At 61.5% G+C, this 24,164-nt stretch carries 27 protein-coding genes; 17 read left to right on the top strand and 10 right to left on the bottom strand.

Features of this window, described 5'->3' with window-relative positions; translation table 11 throughout:
* Window positions 1-54 precede the first annotated feature (54 nt).
* Entirely contained in the window at window positions 55-1,293 is a 1,239-nt protein-coding gene (locus ACP39K_RS00790; RefSeq protein ID WP_497008222.1) for an NAD(P)/FAD-dependent oxidoreductase, read from the top strand.
* Window positions 1,294-1,420: 127 nt separating this feature from the next.
* Window positions 1,421-1,714, top strand: a complete 294-nt coding sequence (locus ACP39K_RS00785; RefSeq protein WP_004928553.1) for an Rdx family protein — start codon at window positions 1,421-1,423, stop codon at window positions 1,712-1,714.
* Between the two features lie 6 nt (window positions 1,715-1,720).
* Here the strand turns inward: ACP39K_RS00785 and ACP39K_RS00780 are convergent, their stop codons facing one another.
* Window positions 1,721-2,662 carry a LysR family transcriptional regulator gene (locus tag ACP39K_RS00780; RefSeq protein WP_161544709.1) on the bottom strand — a complete coding sequence of 314 codons (942 nt, stop codon included), beginning with the start codon at window positions 2,660-2,662 and terminating at the stop codon, window positions 1,721-1,723.
* A 97-nt stretch (window positions 2,663-2,759) separates the two neighbouring features.
* Between ACP39K_RS00780 and ACP39K_RS00775 the strand changes: the two genes are divergently transcribed.
* The 7 genes from ACP39K_RS00775 to ACP39K_RS00745 all read left to right on the top strand — a co-directional run bounded on the left by ACP39K_RS00775 (window position 2,760) and on the right by ACP39K_RS00745 (window position 7,370).
* Window positions 2,760-3,959 (top strand): MFS transporter, encoded by a 1,200-nt coding sequence (locus ACP39K_RS00775; protein WP_161544708.1) that lies wholly within the window; start codon window positions 2,760-2,762, stop codon window positions 3,957-3,959.
* Window positions 3,960-4,053: 94 nt separating this feature from the next.
* Window positions 4,054-4,548, top strand: coding sequence for a TIGR00645 family protein (locus ACP39K_RS00770; protein WP_025302805.1), 495 nt, complete (start codon window positions 4,054-4,056; stop codon window positions 4,546-4,548).
* Window positions 4,549-4,736: 188 nt separating this feature from the next.
* Window positions 4,737-5,192 (top strand): 3-hydroxyacyl-ACP dehydratase FabZ, encoded by a 456-nt coding sequence (gene fabZ / locus ACP39K_RS00765; protein WP_004928563.1) that lies wholly within the window; start codon window positions 4,737-4,739, stop codon window positions 5,190-5,192.
* A gap of 30 nt (window positions 5,193-5,222) precedes the next feature.
* Window positions 5,223-6,011, top strand: coding sequence for a spermidine synthase (locus ACP39K_RS00760; protein ID WP_016927766.1), 789 nt, complete (start codon window positions 5,223-5,225; stop codon window positions 6,009-6,011).
* A gap of 80 nt (window positions 6,012-6,091) precedes the next feature.
* The gene (locus ACP39K_RS00755) at window positions 6,092-6,286 is read left to right on the top strand and encodes a ribbon-helix-helix protein (protein ID WP_004928567.1); all 195 of its coding nucleotides are present in this window, start codon (window positions 6,092-6,094) and stop codon (window positions 6,284-6,286) included.
* A 146-nt stretch (window positions 6,287-6,432) separates the two neighbouring features.
* Window positions 6,433-6,834 carry a VOC family protein gene (locus ACP39K_RS00750; RefSeq protein ID WP_015377846.1) on the top strand — a complete coding sequence of 134 codons (402 nt, stop codon included), beginning with the start codon at window positions 6,433-6,435 and terminating at the stop codon, window positions 6,832-6,834.
* Window positions 6,834-7,370 (top strand): dihydrofolate reductase family protein, encoded by a 537-nt coding sequence (locus ACP39K_RS00745; RefSeq protein WP_187181758.1) that lies wholly within the window; start codon window positions 6,834-6,836, stop codon window positions 7,368-7,370. Before ACP39K_RS00750 ends, ACP39K_RS00745 begins: the two co-directional genes overlap by 1 nt.
* Here the strand turns inward: ACP39K_RS00745 and ACP39K_RS00740 are convergent.
* The 3 genes from ACP39K_RS00740 to ACP39K_RS00730 form a co-directional block, all read right to left on the bottom strand.
* Entirely contained in the window at window positions 7,355-8,749 is a 1,395-nt protein-coding gene (locus ACP39K_RS00740) for an MFS transporter (protein WP_497008221.1), read from the bottom strand. The genes ACP39K_RS00745 and ACP39K_RS00740 overlap by 16 nt on opposite strands.
* Before the next feature lie 113 nt (window positions 8,750-8,862).
* Window positions 8,863-9,930, bottom strand: a complete 1,068-nt coding sequence (locus tag ACP39K_RS00735) for an oxidoreductase (RefSeq protein ID WP_016927769.1) — start codon at window positions 9,928-9,930, stop codon at window positions 8,863-8,865.
* A 12-nt stretch (window positions 9,931-9,942) separates the two neighbouring features.
* Complete coding sequence (locus tag ACP39K_RS00730; protein WP_016927770.1) at window positions 9,943-10,692, bottom strand: DeoR/GlpR family DNA-binding transcription regulator; 750 nt, start codon at window positions 10,690-10,692, stop codon at window positions 9,943-9,945.
* Between the two features lie 149 nt (window positions 10,693-10,841).
* Between ACP39K_RS00730 and ACP39K_RS00725 the strand changes: the two genes are divergently transcribed.
* Window positions 10,842-11,717: an alpha/beta hydrolase gene (locus tag ACP39K_RS00725; RefSeq protein ID WP_060445231.1), complete on the top strand. Its 876-nt coding sequence runs from the start codon at window positions 10,842-10,844 to the stop codon at window positions 11,715-11,717.
* Here ACP39K_RS00725 and ACP39K_RS00720 read toward each other — a convergent pair.
* Window positions 11,644-12,861 (bottom strand): MFS transporter, encoded by a 1,218-nt coding sequence (locus ACP39K_RS00720; RefSeq protein WP_497008220.1) that lies wholly within the window; start codon window positions 12,859-12,861, stop codon window positions 11,644-11,646. The genes ACP39K_RS00725 and ACP39K_RS00720 overlap by 74 nt on opposite strands.
* The gene (locus tag ACP39K_RS00715) at window positions 12,852-14,018 is read right to left on the bottom strand and encodes a serine hydrolase domain-containing protein (protein ID WP_497008219.1); all 1,167 of its coding nucleotides are present in this window, start codon (window positions 14,016-14,018) and stop codon (window positions 12,852-12,854) included. The genes ACP39K_RS00720 and ACP39K_RS00715 overlap by 10 nt, the downstream gene beginning before the upstream one ends.
* 121 nt (window positions 14,019-14,139) lie before the next feature.
* On the opposite strand from ACP39K_RS00715, the gene ACP39K_RS00710 reads away from it, so the two are divergent.
* The 6 genes from ACP39K_RS00710 (at window position 14,140) to ACP39K_RS00685 (ending at window position 20,506) form a co-directional block, all read left to right on the top strand.
* Window positions 14,140-15,027 carry a LysR family transcriptional regulator gene (locus ACP39K_RS00710; protein WP_060445175.1) on the top strand — a complete coding sequence of 296 codons (888 nt, stop codon included), beginning with the start codon at window positions 14,140-14,142 and terminating at the stop codon, window positions 15,025-15,027.
* 225 nt (window positions 15,028-15,252) lie between these two features.
* The gene (locus ACP39K_RS00705) at window positions 15,253-16,557 is read left to right on the top strand and encodes an MmgE/PrpD family protein (protein WP_497008218.1); all 1,305 of its coding nucleotides are present in this window, start codon (window positions 15,253-15,255) and stop codon (window positions 16,555-16,557) included.
* Between the two features lie 19 nt (window positions 16,558-16,576).
* The gene (locus ACP39K_RS00700; protein WP_048795820.1) at window positions 16,577-17,914 is read left to right on the top strand and encodes an LLM class flavin-dependent oxidoreductase; all 1,338 of its coding nucleotides are present in this window, start codon (window positions 16,577-16,579) and stop codon (window positions 17,912-17,914) included.
* A 17-nt stretch (window positions 17,915-17,931) separates the two neighbouring features.
* The gene (locus tag ACP39K_RS00695) at window positions 17,932-18,846 is read left to right on the top strand and encodes an ABC transporter substrate-binding protein (RefSeq protein WP_497008372.1); all 915 of its coding nucleotides are present in this window, start codon (window positions 17,932-17,934) and stop codon (window positions 18,844-18,846) included.
* Window positions 18,843-19,748 (top strand): amino acid ABC transporter permease, encoded by a 906-nt coding sequence (locus ACP39K_RS00690; protein ID WP_033640380.1) that lies wholly within the window; start codon window positions 18,843-18,845, stop codon window positions 19,746-19,748. The genes ACP39K_RS00695 and ACP39K_RS00690 overlap by 4 nt, the downstream gene beginning before the upstream one ends.
* Window positions 19,745-20,506 carry an amino acid ABC transporter ATP-binding protein gene (locus ACP39K_RS00685; protein ID WP_060445177.1) on the top strand — a complete coding sequence of 254 codons (762 nt, stop codon included), beginning with the start codon at window positions 19,745-19,747 and terminating at the stop codon, window positions 20,504-20,506. The genes ACP39K_RS00690 and ACP39K_RS00685 overlap by 4 nt, the downstream gene beginning before the upstream one ends.
* Window positions 20,507-20,545: 39 nt before the next feature.
* On the opposite strand, the gene ACP39K_RS00680 is transcribed toward ACP39K_RS00685, so the two are convergent.
* The 3 genes from ACP39K_RS00680 to ACP39K_RS00670 form a co-directional block, all read right to left on the bottom strand.
* On the bottom strand, window positions 20,546-20,683 hold the full coding sequence (locus ACP39K_RS00680; RefSeq protein ID WP_016927779.1) for an AcrZ family multidrug efflux pump-associated protein: 138 nt from the start codon (window positions 20,681-20,683) through the stop codon (window positions 20,546-20,548).
* A 193-nt stretch (window positions 20,684-20,876) separates the two neighbouring features.
* Complete coding sequence (locus ACP39K_RS00675) at window positions 20,877-21,347, bottom strand: Rrf2 family transcriptional regulator (RefSeq protein ID WP_016927780.1); 471 nt, start codon at window positions 21,345-21,347, stop codon at window positions 20,877-20,879.
* 131 nt (window positions 21,348-21,478) lie between these two features.
* Window positions 21,479-21,874 (bottom strand): DUF427 domain-containing protein, encoded by a 396-nt coding sequence (locus ACP39K_RS00670; protein ID WP_048795822.1) that lies wholly within the window; start codon window positions 21,872-21,874, stop codon window positions 21,479-21,481.
* A gap of 230 nt (window positions 21,875-22,104) precedes the next feature.
* Between ACP39K_RS00670 and osmB the strand changes: the two genes are divergently transcribed.
* The gene (gene osmB, locus ACP39K_RS00665) at window positions 22,105-22,317 is read left to right on the top strand and encodes an osmotically-inducible lipoprotein OsmB (RefSeq protein ID WP_004940700.1); all 213 of its coding nucleotides are present in this window, start codon (window positions 22,105-22,107) and stop codon (window positions 22,315-22,317) included.
* Window positions 22,318-22,471: 154 nt separating this feature from the next.
* Here osmB and ACP39K_RS00660 read toward each other — a convergent pair whose 3' ends face one another.
* Window positions 22,472-24,097, bottom strand: a complete 1,626-nt coding sequence (locus ACP39K_RS00660; RefSeq protein ID WP_392391985.1) for a methyl-accepting chemotaxis protein — start codon at window positions 24,095-24,097, stop codon at window positions 22,472-22,474.
* Window positions 24,098-24,164 lie beyond the last annotated feature (67 nt).

The following is a 24,164-nucleotide window of genomic DNA, read 5'->3' as shown; positions in this document are numbered from 1 at the left end:
ATTCCCTTTTAATCTGGGCATTAACCCCCTACTTTCTTATGAAAGGAGGCCTGCATGAAACCGGAAAAAATAAACACCAAGAAGAAAGTTGTTGTTATTGGCGGTGGTTCATCTGGAATAAGCGTCGTGGCAAGCATAAGGAAGCGAGTTAAAGGCATTGATATAACGGTAATTGAACCTAGCGACTGCCATTATTATCAACCGGCATGGACCCTGGTGGGCGGCGGGCTGTTTGATATCAATAAAACACGGCGTTCCATGCGCGCTGTCCTGCCCTCAGGTACCGCATGGGTACAGGATAGCGTTGTCAGGGTTGAGCCCAGTCAAAAATACATCGAGACCCGCCAAGGGCAAAAAATAAACTATGACTTTCTTATTGTTGCCTGCGGCCTCGTTTTACGCTGGGATAAAATAGAGGGCCTTGAAGAAACCCTGGGATTAAACGGCGTCACCTCTAATTATCGCTTTGACCTTGCCGAATACACCTGGAAACTGGTCCGGGAAATGAAAGGCGGCCAGGCTATATTTTCTCAACCGATGTTACCCATAAAATGCGCCGGCGCACCGCAAAAAGCCTTGTATCTGTCATGCGACCACTGGCGCCGCCAAGGCACCCTGAATAATATTAACGTCAATTTCTGCCTTGCGGGCACGGCGGTTTTCGGCATTCCGCAATTTGTCCCTCCGCTGAGCGGCTATTTGGAAAAATACCGTGCACAGGTCAACTTCAATCATAATTTAATCCGTATAGATGGCGAAAATCAGCAAGCGATATTCGCCGTGGAGGCAAATGAAGAAGAAAAACGCGAGTTAACCCTGCCCTTCGATATGCTTCACGTGGTGCCGCCACAATCAGCCCCGGCGTTTATTTCGCAAAGCGGACTCGCGGATGGCGCCGGCTGGTGCGATGTGGATAAATTGACGCTGCAACATAAGCATTGGCCGGATATTTTTGCGGTAGGCGACTGTTGCTCAACGCCAAACGCCAAAACCCTGGCGGCAGCGCGAAAGCAGGTGGTGGTGGTGGCGGAAAACGTCGCGGCACGTATTCATGGCACGCCTCTCACAGCCCATTATGATGGTTATGGTTCCTGTCCATTGACGGTCGAGAAAGGCAAAGTTGTGCTGGCGGAGTTTGGCTATGACGGTAAATTGCTGCCCACGTTTCCACTGCTCGACGCCACCCAGCCCAGCCTTATGGCCTGGTGGCTGAAAGCCTGGTTTTTGCCCCGGTTTTATTGGGCGGGCATGCTGCGCGGGGTTGAATGGTTTGCCGGAAGCAAGCGGCCGTGACGAGCACGCGGCTCCCCTTGTCGCTCTGGCCGCAGCAGGCGCTTGACTATTTGGCGATACACAGCCACCATCGCTTGCGAGCCCGCAGGCAGATTGCAAGCCGTCACCACTAACCGGTCGATCAACGATGAAAAACGCACCCGCCGTTACGATTCACTACTGTTCACAATGCAACTGGCTGCTGCGCGCCGGCTGGATGGCGCAAGAGCTGCTGAACACCTTCGGCGACGATCTCGCCTCCGTCACCCTGATGCCGGGCACCGGCGGGGTCTACCAAATCAGCGTCGATGGCGTGATGATTTGGGATCGCAAGATTGACGGCGGCTTCCCCGATGCGGCGCAGTTAAAGCAGCGGCTGCGCGATCACAGCTTCCCCGATCGTTCTCTCGGCCACAGCGACGGAAAAAAAGCCAGACACTGAAGGCCGTCAGCGCCCCGTCGGCGGCTGCGCGCCGAGAATGCGCGGCATCGTTTCTTTCATCATTTCCATGAATTTGCGTAAACGCGCGGGATAATAGCTGGCGTAGGGATACAACAGGTAAATAGGCAGTGGCTCGGCTCGCCACAGGGGTAACAGCGTCTGCAGAGCGCCTTGCGCCAATTCTTCTTTCACCACCCAAGATGACACGATCGCGACGCCCAGCCCTTCCAGCGCCGCCTTGCGCGCCGCATAAAGGCTGTCGGTGCTCAACCTCGGCGCGATGTCGAAACGCCACTGTTCACCGCTGGTCGCGTGAGTCAAGACGACCTCATTACGATAAAAACTGTTTACCGCCAACCACGGCAATGAGGCCAAATCGTCGAGATCGACGATCGCCGATCGTTCAGCCAACAGCGCCGGTGACGCCACCGTGCTGCGCGGTACCTCCGCCAGCAACACCGCCACGACCGACGGATCGGTCACCGCCCCGACGTGAATGGCGCAATCCACCCCCTCGGGAATAAAGTCCGGAGAATGATCGTTCAGCGTCCACTCAACGTAAGTTTGCGGATAGCGCCGCAAATACTCGCCCAACGGACCGATCAGCTGATCTTGACCGAATGCGTGCGGCGCCCGCACGCGCAACACGCCGACCGGTTCGTCGCGCGCGCCGCCAAGCCCTTCTTCCAGGCTTTGCCATTGTTCGATCAGCCCCCGCGCCTGGCGGTAACAGCGCTCGCCGTCGTCGGTCAGTTTCAGGGCGTGGGTCGTCCGCTGGATCAGTTTGGCGCCCAGCAGCTGTTCCAATGCCTGCAGACGCCGGCTGATTGTCGGCTGCGAGGTGCCCAGTTGCTGCGCCGCGGCCGACAAGCTGCCGCTTTCGACGATGCGCACCAGCGTATGCAGCAAAGTTATGCGGTCGCCGTTAGGTAAGTTAATTTTATTCATACGTTAAGTGTATAACAGTTTTACCTGCGAGGGGGCTACAGCGGAATGAAGCAAGCGGTAAAAATGGCCGCACATTCACCTTGCAGGAATTTTTGCCATGAGCACCGCCACCACCCACGGCGTACCGTCCGCCAACGTCGTATTTCTGCTGGCCGCCGGCGCCGGCCTTAGCGTCGCGTCAATCTATTACAGTCAGCCCATGCTTGGCATGATGGGCGCCGATTTCCACGCCGGCGTCGCCGATGCCGGCATGGTGCCGACGCTGACCCAGTTAGGTTATGCGCTGGGCATTTTACTGTTGGCGCCGCTCGGCGACCGGTACGATCGCCGGCGGATCATTCTGGTAAAAGGCGCGCTGCTGGCGCTGACGCTGTTACTCTGCGCTTTTGCCGCCTCGTTTCCGATGTTGTTGCTCAGCAGCCTGGCGATAGGCCTGACCGCCACCGTCGCGCAGGACATTATCCCCGCCGCCGCCACGCTGGCGCCAGAGGCCAGCCGCGGCAAAACCGTCGGCGCGGTGATGACCGGGCTATTGGCCGGCATTTTGCTGTCGCGCGTGTTCAGCGGCGCGCTCGCCGAGTTCGCCGGCTGGCGCAGCGTCTACGCGCTCGCGGCGCTGGGCGTTTTGCCGATCACGCTGGCGATCTGGCGCATGTTGCCGCGTCTTCGCCCCCATAACGCGCTGAGTTACCCCGCGCTGCTGCGCTCGCTGGGACATCTGTGGGCCGAGTATCCCGCGCTGCGGCGCGCGACGCTGGCGCAAGGCTTTCTGTCATTGGGCTTCAGCGCTTTCTGGTCAACGCTGGCGTTGATGCTGGCGGAGCGCTACCAGATCGGCAGCGCGGCCGCCGGCGCGTTTGGCCTGGCGGGGGCGGCGGGTGCGCTGGCGGCGCCGTTGGCGGGAAGTCTGGCCGATCGGCACGGCCCTGACGTCGTGACCCGTATCGGCGCGGGACTGGTTCTGGCCTCCTTCGCCTTGATGTTTTTGCTGCCGCTGTTGCCGCTCCCGGCGCAGCTGGCGCTCATTGCGCTGAGCGCCGTCGGATTCGATCTGGGCATCCAGGCTACGCTGATCGCGCATCAAACCATCGTTTACGGTCTCGATCCAGCAGCTCGCAGCCGATTGAACGCCCTCTTGTTCACCGGCGTATTCATCGGTATGGCGACCGGCGCCGCCCTCGGCAGCCGCATTCTGGCAAGCGCGGGCTGGCCGGGCGTCGTGGCGCTGGCGACGGCGGCGGGGGCCGTGGCGCTGTGGATCCGCAGCGGGCGCAAAACGGCACGCGTAGCGGCCTGATATCGCCCTCTACTGGCGCAAGCGGTTGATTTTACCCAGGCCTCTTGCGCTATACTGAGCGCCCTTTTTGCTACGCATTTAAAACAATTTTATGATGGAACGCTTGCTAGAAAACGCGATGTACGCCTCCCGCTGGCTGCTCGCGCCGGTTTATTTCGGCCTTTCACTGGCCCTGGTCGCCCTGTCTATCAAATTTTTTCAGGAGATCCTGCACGTCCTGCCCAATATTTTCTCCGTCGCTGAAGCCGATCTGATCCTGACCCTGTTGTCGTTGGTCGACATGGCGCTGGTTGGCGGGCTGCTGGTGATGGTGATGTTCTCCGGATACGAAAATTTCGTCTCGCAATTGGATATCACCGAAGGAAAAGAAAAACTGAGCTGGCTGGGCAAAATGGACGCCACCTCGCTGAAAAACAAGGTCGCCGCATCTATCGTCGCCATCTCCTCCATTCACCTGCTGCGGGTGTTTATGGACGCCAAGAACGTGCCCGACAACAAGCTGATGTGGTATGTGATCATCCACCTCACCTTCGTGCTCTCCGCCTTCGTGATGGGTTATTTGGACAAGGTGACCCGCTCCAAGCATTAAACGCGCCGCCACGCCCGATCGTCAGGATCGGGTGTCATCCCCTCCTTCGCTATTCCCCAACCGTCGCCGCCGTCATGTCTTTCATCTGGCACATCTGATGATAATTTTATTATAATGTCATTACACTCATTATGGACCGAACGCCGGCCACCGCACCGGATTCGCCGCAGACAGGATCACGCACCTCCATGCCATTAAACGGTCACCCCCTGCAATTCAACGATATTCAGGCGATTCTGCCTCATCGTTATCCCTGCCTGTTGGTCGATCGCGTGCTGCCCGCCGGCACCTGCATTGCCGAAGGGCGGCTGAGCGCCATCAAGAACATCACCGCCAATGAGCCGACGTTCTGGAACGGCCATGCGCACTTCGCCGGTTTTCCCGGCGTGCTGTTGGTGGAAGCGCTGGCGCAAAGCACCGGGCTGCTGGCGCACTATTATCTCGGGGCGTTGAACGAAGGGGAGCATTACTACTTCGCTTCCATTCAGCGGGCGCGGTTTTATCGCGCCGCCCGTCCCGGCGACCAGGTGTTGATGGAGGTCGCCTTTGTACGCCGGCGTGGCGCGATCGCCCGCTTCACCGGCCGCGCCAGCATCGATGGCCGGCGCATTTGCACCGCCGATTTCATGTGCGCCCGTAAATAGGCCGCTTGCCAAAGGAACCCTGCGAATACCATGTCTCTGGTTGACAGCTTACTCAGAACCCTCGATTTCTCCCCGCGCGGCCAGGTGATCGCTCGCGAAGCCGACGCCTGGGGCGAAATCATCGTTTCCGATCACAAGGACTACCGCACGCTGCGGTTTGACGGCATCTGCGAGCAAAGCAAGATGAGCCTCAGCAACCCCGCGCAGCCGATCCACAACTACATCAAAGCGATGCTGATGGCGGTGGCCTGGCAGCCGCCAAGCTCGGCGTTGATCCTGGGGTTAGGCGGCGGCAGCCTGCTGCGTGCGCTGCACGCGCTCGATCCGGCCATGCGTCTGGACGTGGTTGAACTGCGCGCCGCAGTGATCGCCGTCGCGCGCCGCTATTTTACGCTGCCGGCCACCGACACCATCAGCCTGCGTACCGCCGACGCCATGGACTTTGTGCGCCCGCCCGCCGAGACGCGTTACGATCTGATTTTCTCCGATCTCTATTCGGCGTTCGCCATGGATCCGCAGCAAGGCACCCAGACATTCCTGGAAAACTGCGCCGCGCGGCTGAACGACGGGGGCTGGCTGGTGCTCAATTACCACGATCTGCCCGATGAGAACAGCCTGCTGTACCACAGCCTGCACCGGATATTCGGCACCGTATTGTTTTGCGTCGCCCCCAGCGGCAACGTGATCATTTACGCCACGCCGGCCCAGGTGACGTTGCCGCTCAGCACGCTTCGCACGCTGGCCGCCGGCAGCGGCGAGCTGTTCAACTGCGAACTCGGCTACCTGTCACGCAAGATAGAACGGCTGCATTTCCGCTAAGAACGAGCGGCGACGCGGTCTGGCTGGCCGCTTCGTCCACATGGTATTATCATTCAGTCATCATTCTCTGGAGGATCCTGATGGAAAAGAAAACGGCGCGGCTAACGGTGCTGATTGACCCGGACAAGAAGAAAGCCCTGGAAGAGCTGTGCCTGCAGCAGGACGTCACCCCTTCCCAGGTGGTGCGTCAGCTGATCCGCGATTATCTGCACAAGCATCAGGTGGATTATCCCAGCCAGCCGACCCACGCCAATCCGCGAGTCGAGAGCAATTGAACGGCGGCCTGCCCCGCAAACCGTGAAGCGCGCTTCCCCCTGCGCGCGTCCCTAATCCGAATCCTCCACGGCGGTCTGTCCATCCTGCGATATCGCTGCTACTGTTTTAGGCGTTCATTATTCTCTCTTGGGAAAGGAAACGCGCCATGTTCAGCCATATTACCGTCGGCGTCAGCGATCTGGATGCCGCCGCCGCGTTCTACGACGCCATTCTGTTGCCATTGGGTTTACAACGGCGGGAAGTGACGCCGGACGGCGGCCCCGCCGCCCGCTGCTGGGTGATGCCAGGCCAAACGCTGCCGCGTTTTTACGCCTACCAACCCTTCGACAGACAGCCCGCCAGCGCCGGCAACGGCAGCATGCTGGCCTTTCTCGCCGCCGACGAGCTGGCGGTTAAACGCGCCTACGCCGCCGGTCTGCTGGCGGGCGGCAGCAGTGAAGGCGAACCCGGCGAGCGCGCGCACTACGGCAAAGGCTATTTCGGCGCTTACCTGCGTGATCCCGACGGCAACAAGGTGCATGTGGTTTATCGGGGAGATCTCGCCTGATGAAATGCTCGGTTTACATCGCCACCAGCGTAGACGGATTCATTGCCGGCCCGGATGGCGACATTGACTGGCTGCTGCGGCCCGAATACGCGGTTTCGCTGCTCAATGGGTTGAGTTTTGAAGCGTTTGTCGCCGACATCGACGCGCTGGTGATGGGTCGCCATACCTATGAAAAAGTCCGCGCCTTTCCCGAGTGGCCCTATGGCGCACTGCCGGTGGTGGTGCTGTCGACGCAGCCCGCACCGCACGGCGCAGAACCTGTCCGCTGGATGAGCGGCGAACCGGCCAGCATCGTGGCGCGGTTGGCCGAGGCCGGCTGCCGTCACCTGTATATCGACGGCGGCCAGACCGTGCAGCGCTTCCTGCAGGCCGGCTTAATCGACGAACTGACGATTACGCGCGTGCCGCTGCTGCTGGGCGGCGGTATCCCCTTATTCGGCGCCGACGGCCCGGAGCAGCGCCTGCGCCTGCTTGCCGTCACCTCATCGGACAACGGTTTCGTACAAGAACGCTACGCGGTTCAGCGCGCGCCGTAACGCAGCATCAGGCGGCGGCCGCCGAAGGCGATGAGCAACGCCGCCAATGCCAACAACGCCGCCACGCCGTAGGTCACCCGCATGCCGTAAGCCGCGGCGGCCGCAGTGCCCGCGACCTGCTGCGAAGCCAGATAAAACAGCGCCCCCATCGCCGACGCGCCGGTGATCGCCCCGAGATTGCGCGACAGGTTCACCATGCCGGCGATCAGCCCGCGTCGTTCAGGAAACAGATCTTTCATCAGCATGGTGTTGTTAGCCACCTGAAACAACGCATAGCCGGCGGTCAGCAGCGCGATGGGGGCGATATAGCCGAGCACGCCCCAACGGTTAAGCAGCGACAGCAGCGCCGCGCCGGCGGCCACCGCCATCAGCCCGAGCAGGGCAATGCGCTGCGATCCAAAACGATCCACCAGATAGCCGGCCGGTATGCCGGTCAGGATCGCCACCGCCGGTCCCGCCGACATCACCAGCCCCACCTGTGCGGCGCTTAACTCCAGCGCGCGTGACAGATAGAACGGCCCGACCACCAGCGTGGCGGTCATGACCGTCATCACCAGCGCGCTGGCCGCCAGCCCCGCCGTCAGGGCCGGATGACGGAACATCGACGGCGCAAGCAGCGGCGATGCGGCGCCGCGCTCCACGCGGATAAACAGCGCCCCCGCCAACAGCGCCCCCAGCATCAACGCCAGATTGAGTGCGCCGAAGTCGCCGCGCCCGAGGGTCATCGCCAGCGAATAGCAGAGCAATGCGCCGCCCAGCAGCAACGTGCCGGCGCGATCGAACGGTTCCGCGCGCGCTGCCGCGCGCGGCCCATTCGGCAAGTATCGCCAGGCGAGCCACAGCGCCAGCAGGCCCAGCGGCAGGTTGATCAGGAACATCGCCCGCCAGCCGAAACCGGCGATCAGCGCGCCGCCCAACGACGGCCCCAGCGCGGTGCCCACGGCCGACATCGTGCCGAGCAGCCCCATCGCGCGGCCGATTTTTTCCGTCCCCAGCGCCTCGCCCGCCAGCGCCATGGCGATCGACATCATGACTGCGCCCCCCAGACCCTGCGTCAGGCGCGCCGCCAGCAACAGCCACAGTTGCGGAGCCAGCGTGCAAACCAGCGAAGCGGCGGTAAACAGCGCGATGCCCGCCAGCAGCAGGCGGCGGCGATTGAGGCTGTCGCCCAAACGGCCGATGCCGATGATGCAAGTGGTGACGGCCAGCAAATAGCAGAGCAACACCCACTGCACCGCCTGGAACGAGGCATGGAACGCGGTGGCGAGCGCCGGCAGCCCGACGTTGGCAATGCTGATGCCAAGCGATGACAGCAGCATGCTCAGAGAAAGAGCGGCCAGTATGCCGCGAACGCCTTGCGGCGAAGGATGGGATAACATGATGAACACTCCTGACATAGACTGCGGGTAAGCCTATGTCAGGGGTCAGGATGGCGGAAGACGCATGGCATGCACTGTATCCATGCGCCTGACGCCTTATCTGACGCGAACCGTCACCAGGCGGCGATTTCCGCCTCGGTGAGCGGCAGAGTTTGGGTGACGCCGGTTTCCGCCGCCAGGGTGGCCGCTTCCAGCACCGCCATCACCGCCAACGCCTGCGCAGCGGTGACCGGGTTGGCGCCTGCGCCGCGCAACGCATCGCGCACCTGGAAGTAATACTGGCGCTGATCGCCATCCGGTGTCGGCAGCGTGCGCATCGGCTCCGTGCCGATAAACAGGCTCATCGCATCGTCGTCTTTGCCCCACTCCGCCGATCCCGGCGTCACGCCGGCCAGCAGTTGGCTCTCCTGCCCGTCGGCGCGCGCTTTGACCACGCTGCCTTTCTCGCCGTGCACGGTAAAGCGTGAGACGCCCCCCGCCACCAGCATGCTGCCATGCAGGATCACGCGGTGCGTCGGGTAGTTGAGCACCACGTGAGCCCAGTCGTTAATCTGCGCGTTGGGGCGCAGCGTGGCGATGTTGGCCTGCACGCTGTGCGGCAAGCCGAACAGCTGCAGCGCCTGATCGACCATGTGCGGCCCCAGATCGAACCACAGCCCGCTGCCAGGGAGGTTTTGTTCACGCCAGCGCACCCGCACTTCTGGGCGGTAACGATCGATGTGCGACTCAAAGTGCGTCACCTTGCCAATCAACCCCTGTTCGATCACCTGCTTCACGCCCAGGAAATCGCTGTCCCAGCGACGGTTCTGGAACACCGACAGCAGGCGGTCGTGCTTCTCCGCCGCCGCAATCAGCGCGCGCGCCTGCGCCAAATCCAGCGTAAACGGCTTATCCACCACCACGTGCTTGCCCGCCTCCAGCGCGGCCAGCGCCAGCGGCGCATGGGTGGCGTTCGGCGATGCGATCACCACCAAATCCACCTCCGGCCGGCGGATGGCCTCCAGCGGATCGGCGATCACCTGCGCGTGCGGCAGATCGGCATGCACCTTGGCGGCATCGCGCGAAGCCACCACGCTCAGTTCCAACCCCGGCACCGCGTTAATCAGCGGCGCGTGAAACGCCTTGCCGACAAAGCCGTAGCCAATCAGCGCCACCTGCAACGGTCGAGCGGTATCGTTCATCAGTGTTCTCCTCTAGCGGTCGTCGGCGACGACACAAAGTTCAATCAATGACTGTTCGTCCAGGTTGTCCCACGGGCGATCGGTAAACAGGCGTTGGATCTGCGCCAGATCCGCCACGTGATGCGGTTCGCAGCGATCCAGCTTCATATGGTCGGCCACCAGCCAGCGCTCGCCGCTGTTAGCCAGCATGGCGCGCTTGACCTCTGCATCGGCCTCTTCGCCGGCGCTCAGTCCCAGCTGAGGATGCACCGCGCAGGCGCCCAGCAAGGCGATATCCGCGCGGTAGCGCGCCAGCAACGCCAGCGTGGCGCTGCCGGCGAACAGCCGCTGGCGCGCATCCCACTGGCCGCCAAGCAGGATCAGGTTGATCTCCGGCCTGTCGCTCAGGCACTGCGCGATATCCAGCGAAGCGGTGATCACCGTCGCCGGGCCGCGCAACGCCTGCGCCACCGCCAACAGCGTACTGCCCGCATCCAGCATCAGGGTGCTGCCGGGCGGGATCTGCGCAGCCACCGCGCGACCGAGCCGCTGCTTGATCTGCGGCAACAGCGCCGCGCGCGCCTGACGTGGCATGCCGGAAGGTTCGAGCGCGATCGCGCCGCCGTGATGTTTCTGCGCCAACCCTTGCCGCTCGAGATCGGCCAGATCGCGGCGCACGGTATCGACCGACACGCCGATGGCGGTGGCCAGTTCCGCGACCGCCGCCTGTCCGCGTTCGCTGAGCAAATCCAGTAAATGGCGCTGCCTTGCCGCTTTGTGCATGGGCTTATTCCGCAGTAAAAAGCATAAAACAGCAATATACAGCAGATAACAGCAATGGAGAAGTCGCAATTGTGCGCACCGGCGATCAAACATCTTTTCGCCTGCGGGACGATGATGAAGGCATAACACATAACAATCCGGAGAAAGGCATGAACATCGATCTGACGTTTGAAGACCTGAGCGCACGCGCCGTGCAATACAACGCCCGCGCTTCGGTGGAGGATTTTGACGCCTGCATGGCGGAATACGCCGCGCTGGCCCAGCGAGCCAAGGCGCAGACGCCCGGCATTTACGACCTGCGCTACGGCATGAGCGCCGCTGAGCGCCTCGATCTGTTCCCGGCCAGCGCACAACCCGCCCCGCTGCTGATCTTTATTCATGGCGGCTATTGGCATTCACAGCGCAAAGAGGAAGCCTGTTCGATGGCCGCCGCGTTTGCTCGCCGCGGCGTGGCGGTCGCCACGCTGGAATACACGCTGGCGCCGGAAGCGACGCTCGCGGAAATCGTGCACGAGGTGCGCAGCGCCGTCGCCTGGCTCTATCATCACGGGGCGCCTTTCGGCATCGATCCGGCGCGCATTTTCGTCAGCGGCAGTTCGGCCGGCGGTCACCTGTGCGGCATGCTGATCGCCGACGGCTGGCAGCAACGCTATCGCCTGCCGCCCGACGCGATCAAAGGCGCGCTGGCGCTGAGCGGCCTCTACGATCTGCGCCCGCTGTGCGATATCTACATCAACGATTGGTTGCACCTGACGCCCGAGCAGGCGCAAACCCTCAGCCCGCTGTTTCTGCTGCCGGCGAAAGACCATGCGCCGCAGATCCTGCTCGACGTCGGCCAGCGGGAAACCCAAGGTTTCAAAAACCAGACGCAGGCCTATTATGACGCCTGCCTGGCGCATGGCCTCGACGTCCAGCTGCTGGCCGACCGCCACTGCAATCACTTTACGCTGGTCAACGAGCTGGCGGATGCGGAAAGCGCGATGTTCCGGCAGGTGATGGCGATGATCGACGCAACGCAACGGTAGCCTGCCGCTGCAACCGCAGCCTGGCGGCGATCGTAATCACCGCCAGCGCGGCGAACAAGGCTCCGCACAGCAGGCTGCCCTGTAGCCCCCACGCGGTGATAAACCCGCCGCCCGCCAGCGCCCCCACCGCCACGCCCAGATTGATAAAGGCGATATACAGCCCGGTGGCGAACGCCGGCGCTTGCGGGGCTTCGGCGGTCAGCCAAATCTGCGTGACAATCAAACCGCTGGTGTGCGCCGCTCCCCAATACAGGCAAAGCGCCGTCATCGAGCCAATATTCACGCGGCCATAGCGATACAGCAGCGCATAAGCCGCAATCAAGGCTAGCGGATGCAGCAGCACCGTCACCGCACGGTGGCGGCTCAGCCATCTGCCGGCCAACAGGTTGCCCGCGACGCCGCCCACACCGAACGCCACCAGAAGAAAGCCGATGACGCCGCGGCTGAGACCGATTTCGCGGCTGAGGTACTCGGCCGCGTAAGCATAGACGGCAAACATGGCGGCAAAGATCAGCACGCAGGTAGTGATATTCAGCCACAGCGTACCGCTGCGCAGGATTGCCAACTGTTTGCCATAGCTGAGGCGCTGCACGGCCGCATCAGGCAAACGCCACAGCAATCCCAGCGCCGCCAGAAGGTTCACCCAGGCACAGAACCTGAACGACGCTTCATAGCTGAACTGTCCGGCGATCCATTGCGTCAGCGGTATCCCCAGCACCATGCCCATGCTGGTGCCGATGAACGCATAGGCGGTTGCTTTGGGAGCTTGATGCGGCGGATAAAGCGCCGCGGCCGCCACCATGGCCAGTGAAAAATAGATCGGATGAAACAACGCCGGCACAATGCGCAGCAGCATGAGCATGGCGAAGCTGTCCACCTGTGCGGCCAGCGCGCTGGCCGCCGCAAACACGGTCAACGCGATCAACAACATGCGTTTGCGATTGAATTGCGACGCCAACAGCACCAACAGCGGCCCGAGCAGCGCAATGGTCAGGGCGAAGATCCCGACCAGCCAGCCGGCCTGCGCCGTGGAGATGCCATACCGTGCAATGATCAGCGGCAAAATGCCCACCACGCCGAACTCGATGCAGTAAACGCCGAACAGCCCCAGCGCGAGGAAGAAAATCGGCGGCATCAGGCGCATTGCATCGCTCCCGTCGCGGCATAGACCGCCTGACAAATCTCGCCGACAAAAGCACCGGACATCCCCTCCAGCGCCGTGTTGGTAAACACCACCACGCTGAGCTGCCGGGCAGGATCGACGAACCACGAGTGGCCATAGGTGCCGCCCATCCGCCAGCTGCCAACGGACTCCGGCGTGCGCGCGGCGACGGGATCTTTCAGCACGGTGATGCCCAGGCCAAACCCGCGCCCCGGCCAAAACGGCATCGGCAAATCGCCGATTTGGTTGCTGGTGAACGCCGTCACCCACTCGGTTGGCAGCACCGGCTCTCCTCCCTGGCGCAACGCTTCCAGCAGGCGCAGGAAATCCTCCGCCGAACCGACCATGCCGGCGCCGCCGGAGGCGTACGCCTGCGGATCCAGCGCACGCGCCGGTGACAGAAGAAAACCGGCGCTGCCATCGATGAACGGTAAACGATCCGGTTGGCGCAGGCGGCGTGGCTCACCGGGATGATCGGCGTAAGCGGCCGCCAAGCGCGCGGCGTCCACCGCCAGGAAATCGGTATCCGTCATCGCCAACGGCCCGGTCACCCATTTGTTGACCGCCTGCGCCAGCGGCAGGCCGCTCGCCTGTTCAATAACCGCGCCCAGCACATCGGTGGCGATAGAATAGCGCCACGCCGCGCCGGGCGGAGCCAGCAAAGGGGCGCAGGCAATGCGCCGCACGTTTTCCTGCAGGCTGACGGACGCGTCATCCATGCCGTCGGAGACGCCGAGCCGGGCATAGAATCCCCCTTCCGGCTGGAAAAAACGGTAGCTTAATCCGGCGGTGTGGGTCATCAAATGCCATAGCGTCAGCAACGGTTGGGTGCCGTCCGCCAGCCGCGGGCGAAAATTCGGCAGCCAACGCGTGATCGGATCGTCTAACCGCATGGCGCCTTGCGCCATCAACGCCAGCGCCGCCGTGGACACGATCGGTTTGGACACCGAGGCCAGACGAAACAGCGTATTGAGCGCCATCGGCTTGCCCGCTTCGCGATCCGCCATGCCCGCCGCGCGTCGATAAACGATCTCACCGCCCTGCGCCACCAAAACGACCGCGCCAACCAATCGTTTTTCGCGCAAGGCTTGCTCTATCGCGCCGTCAATCGCGTTGCCGGTGGATCCGTATTCATTCATCTTTATTACCTCAGATAGTCAGCCCATGCTGTCGCCACCGAGCATAGAGCGTGGCGATTAACGAAAAAACAGGCTAGATTTCCTTTCATAGCGGACACTCACGTCCGCAATGGGGCAAACAATGGATAATCTGTCTGGGGTGAGCGTCTTTGTGCAGACCGCGGAGACGCTGAGTTTCGTTGAGGCCGGGCGCGTGCTCGGCATTTCCGCTTCCGCGGTGGGGAAAAGCATCGCTCGCCTGGAAAACCGGCTGGGCACGCGCCTGTTTCACCGCAGCACGCGCAGCATGACGCTGACCGCCGAAGGCCGGCTGTTTCTGCACCGCTGCCAGCGCATTCTCGGGGAATTGGCGGCGGCGGAACGGGAAATCAGCGATACGCACAGCGCGCCGCGCGGCAAGCTGCGTGTCAGTTTGCCGCTGGTGGGCGGCCTGCTGAATCCGGTGCTGGCGGAATTTGTTCGGCGTTACCCGGAGATTGAGCTGGAAACCGATTTTTCCGACCGTCGAGTCGCGGTGATCGAAGAAGGGTTCGATGCGGTGATCCGCGTGGGCGATACCGAGGACTCTCGCTTAATGAGCCGCCAACTGGGCACGTTTCACCTACAGCTGGTGGCGGCGCCGGACTATCTGCGCCGGGCGGGAATACCCCGCCAGCCGGCAGAACTGCGCGATCACGCCTGCCTGTTATACAGATTCCCCACCACCGGCAAAGTCGAGACCTGGCCAGTGGCGGGCGGAGATAAACTGCTCGACGAAGGCCTGGGCAAGCGCACGGTATGCAATACCGTCGACACGCTGATTTACCTGGCGGAACAGGGCCTGGGCATCGCCTGCCTGCCCGATTTCGCGGTACGGGAGGCGCTGGAGCAGCAGCGGCTCCAACCCGTGCTTGGCGACCAATGCCGACACAGTGGCAGTCTCAAAATTCTCTGGCCTTCAAGCAAACATCTTACACCGCGTCTCAGGGCATTTATCGACATCATGAGCGTTCGCCTTTTCTCGGCCTAAGTCCTCTACCGAGTTAGAACAAATTCAGCTTTGCTTTGCACAAAAATAGCTAAAGCGCAGCCTGCTGCGCCTGCCAGCAGCCCTGACGGCGGCGCAGTGCCGTCGTGATATTCCATTCAGCGATATGGAAGCGCCGTTCGTTCTTTCGGGACAAAGAAAACCGCCACACAATACCTTTCACCCCGCACTCGTGCATAACCATCTATAAATTCAGGTGTTAACGCCTTGTCATTATCGATAACCGCCCAATTCGCTCATCTGATATTGAACAGCCAGCCGGATCAAACCGCCCTGTCAGCCGCTCGCCGCGGCGTGAAAGATTACTTCGCCTGCGCATTGCCGATTGCCCGCGGGGCGTTGAGCGATGCCGGTCTGGCAGCGATCGGCACGACGTTTCCGCCGAACGGCAGTGAGAACCGCGCACTGCGCTATGGCTATGTCAGCCACTCGTTGGACTTCGATGATTACCATCCTGCGCTGCGTGGCCATCCGAGCACCGTAGTGCTCTCCGCCCTGCTGGCGCTGAACGGTGAAAGTGACAATGTCACCGAACTGTTAACCGCCTATGTCATCGGCGTAGAGGCCGCTGGCCGGCTGGGATTGGCCGCTGGCACGCAACATTACGTGCTGGGTTTTCACAGCACCGCCACCCTGGGCGCGGTCGCCGCCTGCGCCGCCGTGGCGCGTTATCTGCAGCTTGACCAGCGGCAAACGCAGATTGCTCTCGGCCTGGCGGCCACGCAGGCGGCGGGCCTGCGCAGCCAGTTCGGTTCGGCGGCCAAACCGCTGCACGCCGGCCTGGCGGCACGCAACGCGGTCAACGCCGCCCTGCTGGCTCAGGCCGGTTTCATCGGCCAACCGGAAGGCGTGCTGGACAGCCTGCTGGCTTCCCACGGCGACGGCCGGCAAAAACCGGAATGCCTGACCGCCGGCTGGGGCGCGCCCTGGCGCATCCTGCAGCCGGGGCTGGAGTTCAAGCGCTACCCGACCTGCGGTGGCACTCACAGCGCGGCCGAGGCGGCGCTCGCCCTGCGCGCGCGGCTGCTGGAACAAGGCGACGCCCTTGCAGAGATCGCCCTGGTTGAGGTCAGTTTTCCGCCCGGCGCAGATACCGCGCCCTATATTCGCCAACCGGCCACCGGTGTGGAAGCGCGCTTTAGCCTCGAATACGTCATCGCCGATGCGCTATACCACGGCGAGGTCACGCTGACGCATTACGGCGAACAGCCGGTCGATGCGGCTATCGCCGCCCTGGCGGCGAAAGTTGAGCGCCATGCCGATCCCGCGGCCCCGCCGGACGCGCTCGATCCGGAGATGCGCTTCCATCGCCTGACCCTGACGCTGCAGGACGGAAGGCAAATAAGTGACATAGTCACAAGAAAGCAAACCACCGCCCGGCCGACAGACCTCGACGCCAAGCTGCGCGCCATTTTGCAGCTGCTTCCGGGCCTCGAAGGCGAGAGCGTTATCCGCGACTGCGCGCTTATGTCCCCTGGCGCGCTGCCGCGACTGATTGCATTGTTAAATTAATAATAAAACAGGAATAATTATGAGTACTTCACCTTCAACACCATCGCGCCAACTCCGTCTCGGCCTGTTCGTTCAGGCGCTGGGACACCACATCGGAGGATGGCGCGCAGAAGGCGCCAGCGGTTCACCGACCGATATCGACTGGTTCACCTGGATCGCAAAAAAAGCCGAAGAAGGCACCTTCGATATGTTCTTCGTCGGTGACGCGCTGGCGACCAGCGTGCACCGCCTGCCCTCGACGATGTCACGCCTGGAGCCGCTGACGCTGCTGGCGGCGCTGGCGGTTAACACCCGCCATATCGGGCTGGCGGCGACCGCCTCCACCACGTTCGATCAACCTTTCCACCTGGCGCGCGCCATGGCCTCCATCGACCATATCAGCCACGGCCGCGCCGCCTGGAACGTGGTGACCTCTTTCTCCAGCGATGCGGCGCGCAATTTCAGCCGTGAAGACCTGCCGTCGCACGCCGAACGCTATGAAGTGGCGCGGGAATTCCTCGAGGCCAGCTACAAACTGTGGGACGGCTGGGAAAAAGACGCCATCGTGCGCGATAAGCAAAATGGCGTATACGCCATCGACGAGAAAATCCACGCCGCCAACCATAAAGGCAAGCATTTCTCGGTGCAGGGCCCGCTGAACATTTCCCGCTCGCCGCAGGGGCGGCCAGTGATCATTGAGGCCGGCTCTTCCCCGGCCGGCCAACAGCTGGCGGCGGAAACCGCCGAAGTGGTGTTCACCGCCGCCGCCAGCCTGGAAGAAGGACAGGCTTTCTACCGCAGCCAGAAAAAATACGTGGCCGACGCCGGCCGCAACCCGGACCACCTGCTGATCCTGCCAGGTGTGATGCCGATTGTCGGCCGTACCAAAGAAGAAGCGCAGGAAACCTGGTATCAGCTGAATCAACTGGTGGATATCGATAACGGCATTGAGCAGTTATCGGCGCGCTTTGGTTTCGATTTAAGCGATTACCCGCTGGACGGCCCGGTGCCGAACGTGGGCGCCACCGAAGGCGGCCAAAGCCGCGTGAAACTGCTGACCGATCTGGCCGCGCGGGAAAACCTGACGCTGCGCGAGCTGGCGGCCGTCGCGGCCGGTTCGCGCGGCCACCGCGTGGTGGTAGGCACCGCCGAAGAGATCGCCGACGACTTCCAGCTGTGGCTGGAACAGCAAGGCGCAGACGGCTTCAACATCATGCCGGCGGTGTTGCCTAACCAGCTGGAACTGTTCGTCGAGCTGGTGATCCCGGAGCTGCGCCGCCGTGGCCTGTTCCGTGAAGAGTATCAGCATGCAACCCTGCGTGAAAACCTGGGTCTGCCGGAACCGGCAATCAACTTCGCTAACGTAAAATCGGCTTAATCCGCAGGGAAATCATGATGAAAACCACATTCAAACGCACCGTACTGTCCCTGCTGTTGGCTTCCTCCACGCTGGCGCCGTTGGCCGCAGCTCATGCCGCTGAAGGCGATGTTCCCTTCAAGGCGGCGGTGAAAGCTGCCGCCGATCCGGCGCTGCACGACAACCTGCCTGACGCTATCAAAAAGGCCGGCTATATCGTTGCCGGCACCAACCCGAACACCCCGCCGACCACCTTTTACCAGGCGGACAACAAAACGCTGGCCGGGCGTGAAATCGACGTGATGAGCGCGATTGCCGATCGCCTGGGCGTGGCGATCCACTGGAAGGACACCGGCGGTTTCGACAACATCATCCCCGGCCTGAAGTCCGGCCGTTATGACGTCGCGCTGGCCAACATTGACGCCAACAAAAAGCGCTTCCAGCAAGTGGACTTCGTCGGCTATTACAACGCTTCCAAGCTGGCCTTGATCGCCCGCAAAGACGCTGCGCTTGGCCCTTACACCGAGCTGGCCCAGCTGTGCGGCCAGACCGTCGGCGCCGGCGCAGGCACCTCGCAGATCACCCGCCTGCAGCAGGCCAGCGATCAATGCGTCGCCGCCGGCAAGCCGGCCATCACCATGCCGATCTTCCCGGATCGCCCGGCCGGGGTGCAGGCGGTGATCAGCGGCCGCGTGCCGATGTTTTTCGGCCCGTATGAAGGGTTGCGCTACCAGGCCACCCACGTTAAACCGCTGACGCTGGCCGGTGATATCAACATCGACGGCACCACGGTGGCCATCGCCCTGCCGAAAGGCTCCGAACTGGTGAAACCGGTGCAGGCGGCGCTGAATTCTCTGATCGCCGACGGCAGCTACCAGAAAATCCTCGACGGCTGGGATATCGGTTTTGGTGCCGTGAAAACTGCCGGCATCAATGAAGAGATCGCAAAATGAGTGGGCAACACCCTGTCGACGACGCGGAACTGAGCATCGTCGGCCACCGGCATTACGGGCGCTGGCTCAGCGCCCTGGTTGTGCTGCTGATCGTCGGCGTTATCATCAATTCCATGCTGCACAACCCGCGCTTTGAATGGTCGGTGGTGGCGGAAAATCTGACCGAGGCGTCCATCCTCAACGGCGTGCTCATGACGCTGAAGCTGACGGTGATTTCGGTGGTGTTCGGCTTCGCCGGCGGCGTGCTGCTGGCGCTGATGCGCCTGTCGGCCAATCCGGTATTGGTTGCGGTAAGCTGGTTCTACACCTGGTTCTTCCGTGCGGTGCCGATGCTGGTGCAGCTGTTCCTGTGGTACAACATCGCCGCGCTTTATCCGCGCATCAGCTTGTGGATCCCGTTTCTGGGCGAAGTCGCCAGCGCGCCGACCAATACCCTTATCAGCACCTTCAGCGCGGCGGTGATCGCGCTGGTGATGCATCAGTCGGCCTATGCGGCGGAGATCGTGCGCGCAGGCATCCAAAGCGTCGGCAGCGGCCAGCTGGAAGCCGCCAAAGCGCTGGGTTACCGTCGTGGGCAAATCCTGTGGCGCGTGGTATTGCCGCAGGCGATGCGCACCATCCTGCCGCCGGCGGGCAATGAGGTGATCGGGCAGTTGAAAACCACCGCGGTGGTGTCGGTGATTGCCCTGCAGGACGTGCTGTATTCGGCGCAGATCATTTACCAACGCACCTACGAGGTCATCCCGCTGCTGCTGGTCGCCACCCTGTGGTATCTGGCCATGACTTCGATTCTGTCGATTGGCCAATACTACGTGGAGCGCTATTTTGGCCGCGGCACGCAGGCAACGCGCAGCGGCGGGTTCTTCCTCAACCGCAAAGCCCCTCAGGGAGGTGAACAATGAGCGCATCCATCCACATCAACCGGGTGCGGAAATCCTTTTCCGGCACCGACGTGTTGAAAAACATCAGCCTGACCATTCCGGCGGGTTCAGTGACGGTGATCCTCGGCCCTTCCGGCTCCGGCAAATCCACCCTGTTGCGCTGCATCAACCACCTGGAAAAGCTGGACGGCGGCACCATTCGCGTTGGCGAACAGCTGATCGGTTATCGTCAAAAAGGCCGGCATCTGTACGAGCTGAAAGAAGCCGAGGTGGCCGAACAGCGTAAAAGCATCGGCATGGTATTTCAGCAGTTCAACTTGTTTGCGCACCGCACCGTGTTGCAAAACGTCAGCGACGCGCCGCAGCGGGTGAAAAAGGAAAAAAAAGCCGAGGCGCAGGAACGGGCGAAGCAGTTGCTCGCCCGCGTCGGGTTGGAACATCGCATCAACGCCTGGCCGCGTGAACTGTCCGGCGGCCAGCAGCAACGCGTCGCCATCGCCCGCGCGCTGGCGATGAACCCGCAGGTGTTGCTGTTTGATGAACCGACTTCCGCCCTCGATCCTGAATTGGTTGGCGAAGTGCTGCAGGTGATGAAAGACTTGGCGCATTCGGGCATGACGATGGTGGTGGTCACGCATGAAATCGGCTTCGCCCGCGAAGTGGCCGACCAGATTGTCTTTATGGATCAGGGAAAGGTGGTTGAAACGGGCAGCGTGCAGCAGGTTCTGGATGCGCCGGGACATGAGAGGACGCGCAACTTCCTGGCGACGGTATTGTAACCCTGCGTCAGGGGGCGTTGCGTCCCCTGACGTTCAAATTCAGCCGTTATTTTTTCGGCCGATAGCGGAAAAGACGTTGAACACCTCACCCAGACCGTAAATCGCGCCGAGCAAGACGGCCACCATTACCGGCACCAGGACCACCACGGTGGCCAAGCTTTCAATCATTTCTAACATCGTTCTCTCCTGGTTTATAAGCACAGCGAATCTGCGCCGGAAGAAAAGGTTTCCGGCCAATCGATCGATTATCGTGGGGAGGCAGTCTAAAACGTGAGCCACATCACACTTGATGTGAGCTAATGTAACTTACACAATTACATTAACGCAATGCAAAAAATGCTCTGCGGGAAGACGGAATTGGCGTGGATTTTTATTGCGTATCCGCTTGATATTGCGATGAACAAGGGACGAAAGGATAGCCGGCTTGCCGCTCGACCTGCCCGGCCATTTCGGCGATGCTGGTTTGCGCCAGGCTGGCTTCCAGCGCGTGACCAACGCGCGCAAACTCTTGCTCCAGCACTGGGGTAATAGCGTGGCCGATATAACACGCATCGTTAGGCCGGGCGCGGTGCAGCATGAAATAAGGTTGATCCTCCACCGCGCGATACACGTCCAGCAGCGAGATCGCTTCTGCCGGCCGCGCCAGCAGCGCCCCGCCGCCTTGCCCCATCTGCGAATAGGTCAGCCCGGCCTCCGCCAGCGCGCCGAGGATCCGCCGCACCACCGTCGGGTTGGTGTTGACGCTGCGCGCGATATCTTCGGAACGCACCGTCTGGCCACGACACAGCGTGATGTTGGTCAGAATATGGATGGCAACGGCAAATCGCGTAGAGGTAGACACCTTGGCACCTGCTCAGAGTTTCGTTTATGTCGGATTAAAACATAAGGAAAGCGTATCAGTTTCCAGTAATACACATAATGAGTAGGGATAAGCGGAATGTCAACCTGCCCCCGCCCGACGGCGGCGGCAGGTCAGGCTTCAGTACTGATTTCTGTCACTTTATCGGGATAAAATGCCAGATGATCCTTGATCGCCACCACGGCGTTGTAAGGCATTTCATAGCTCCAGGCCGTATTGGCCCCCTGCTCGCCGTTCAGCGCGAAGGTGAAATAACTGCAGTCGCCCTTATACGGGCAGTAGCTGACGTGCTCGTTTTTCTGCAACAGCGCCATATTCACGTCCTCACGCGGAAAGTAAAACACCGGCGGATAGGTGGCTTCCTGCAGGATGAGCGCATTGCGACTGTCGGCCAGGATTTTCCCGGCAGCACGCACCACGACTCGCGTCGGATGACGGGTCAAGGTGATGGGGTGATCCGGGCCGGGGATTTTCACCGGTTTGCCGGATGCGGAAACGAGATCGGACATGGCGGCCTCCAGAGTGTGTGCCCCGCCCCCGCGAGGCGTCTTCCCAGTATAGACCAGCGGTTTTGTCGACGGCCGCACATTCGGCGAGCAATCGCTTTTCACCGCCGCAAAATTAAGAATTTTTACCTGTTCGATTTTCTTTCTGAGGAATACATTCATCCCAACTTCTACCGGCGGGTTAATCGGATTATTTTTAATCCATTAATCAGCCAATTTACCAGGAACTCATTATGAATATTAAACGTGCCGCAGGTGTGTTGGTGGTGGTGATGGCGACGCTTTCCGTTACCGCATGTGGGCATATGTCCAATCGCGATCGCAACACGGCGATCGGCGCGGGCGTCGGCGCGGTCGGCGGCGCTGTGCTGACCGACGGCAGCACGCTGGGCACCCTCGGCGGCGCAGCGCTGGGCGGCATTATCGGCCACCAGACCAGCCGTTAATCCTCCCGTTAAAATAATTCTCTGCAGGCCGGCGCTTTTTTAATCCACAAGCGCCGGCCTGTTTTTATTTATCGAAATAACGTCCCTCAGCGCGGGGAAATAATGAATAACATTAAGCGCAGCTTTATTATTCATTAACCCGCGCCAGGGTTATTTATTGCACAGGCAGCCTGAAACGCGCCATCGCTTTTTCCAAGCGTTCCGATTCGCCCTGCAGCGACTGCGAAGCCTCGGTCACCGCGCTCACCACGTCGCCGGTTTGCTGCGCCACCTGATTCAGCGTCGCAATGCGCGCCGTCACGGCCTGAATGCTCTCCCCTTGATTGAACGACGCCAACGAGATTTCCCCCATCAGCGCGCTGCATTTGTTCACCAGATCGATAATCTGGCGCAGATTGCCCGTCAGAAGTTCGACCGCCTGCGATCCTTGATCGATTTGCAGCAGCGAACGGTTGATCAACTGTTGGATATCGCGCGTCGAATGGCTGCTTTTTTGCGCCAGCAGGCCCACCTCTTTGGCTACGATGGCAAAGCCGCGGCCGTGAACGCCGGCATGCGCGGCCTCGATCGCCGCATTCAGCGCCAGAATATGGGTCTGGAACGCCACGCTGTCGATCAGCGCGACAATGCCGCGCATCTCGGCCGATTGGTTGACGATCCCGTGCATCGAAACGTTGACGGTTTGCATCATCTGCTCACCGGCGCCGGCGCACTGCCGGGCCAATTCGGTTCGTTGGCTGGCCTGCTGGGCGTATTGGCCGTTTTCTTCCACCCGCGCCGCCAGCTGCTGCACGTGCTCGGTCGCCAACTGCAATTCCCCGTCCTGCTTCGCCGACTGCGCCGTCAACTGTCGATTGCCGCCCGCCAGCCGCTCGACGCCGTTCAGGATCCCGCTCGCCGCATCGCGCACCTCGCTTACCAGGCGCTGCAAGCCGCTTTGCATATGGCCAATGCTGGTCTGCAGCTGACGCATCTCGCGGTTCAACGCCCGCTCAGGCGGCAGCGGCCGCGAAAGATCGCCGGCGGCCAGCACGTTGAGGTGGACAATTGCCCGCTGCAGCGGTGCTATCACCCAGCGAGCGACGCCGAACCACACCCCCACGGCGATCAGCGCCAGCGCGGCCAATGCGCCAAGCGCAAAGGTTTTGGCCTGCTCCAGCGCCGCCAATTGCCGCACGTTGACGTCATCGCCACGCTGTTCGTTCAGCGCCTGATACGCGAGGTACTTTTCGTTGAAATCCGCCTGAAACGCCTGGATCGGCACGGCGAAAAACGCATCGATGCTGGCGCTGTTTTGCAACCCTTGCGCCTGTTCCTTCAGGCCGTCATAGAACAGGCGATAACTGTCTTTCAGGGCGCCCGTCGCTTCGGGCGCAGCCGCGCTCAAGCGCTCGAACCGGGCAAAGGCCTGCTTTGAAGCCGCCAACGCCGCCAACGATTCATCCAGCAGGCTATGCCAACTGCCGTCGGAGCCGGTGACTTTGTCCTGCAGATAATAGATGCCCGCGCGGTTCAGGCTGTCGCTGGCCGTCAGCAGCGACAGTCTGGCGCGATCCATTGTCGCCTGCTGGCGATGCAACCCGTCGCCCGTCACCAGGTTAACCTTGGCGTCGCGCAGAATATTGGAAATAAATACGGTGGAAAACAATTGCAGCAGAGAAAATAGCGCAATAACGCAAATTACGCCGCCTAATAAGCCCATGCTCTTGCCGATGCCAAATGCGTGCGGCAGCGCTGCCGCAGGTTTTGCCCGGCGGCCAAGTGTCAGTTTTATGTTCATGATTTTTAGTCAGTGATACCAGGATGCCGCGAGTCTAACGGGCATTGATGACACCACTATTTCAGCT

The sequence above is a fragment of the Serratia sp. EC4 genome (genome assembly GCF_059652115.1).
The sequence above is the reverse complement of the archived record's forward strand: the minus strand, read 5'-3'. Positions and strand labels throughout refer to the sequence as shown.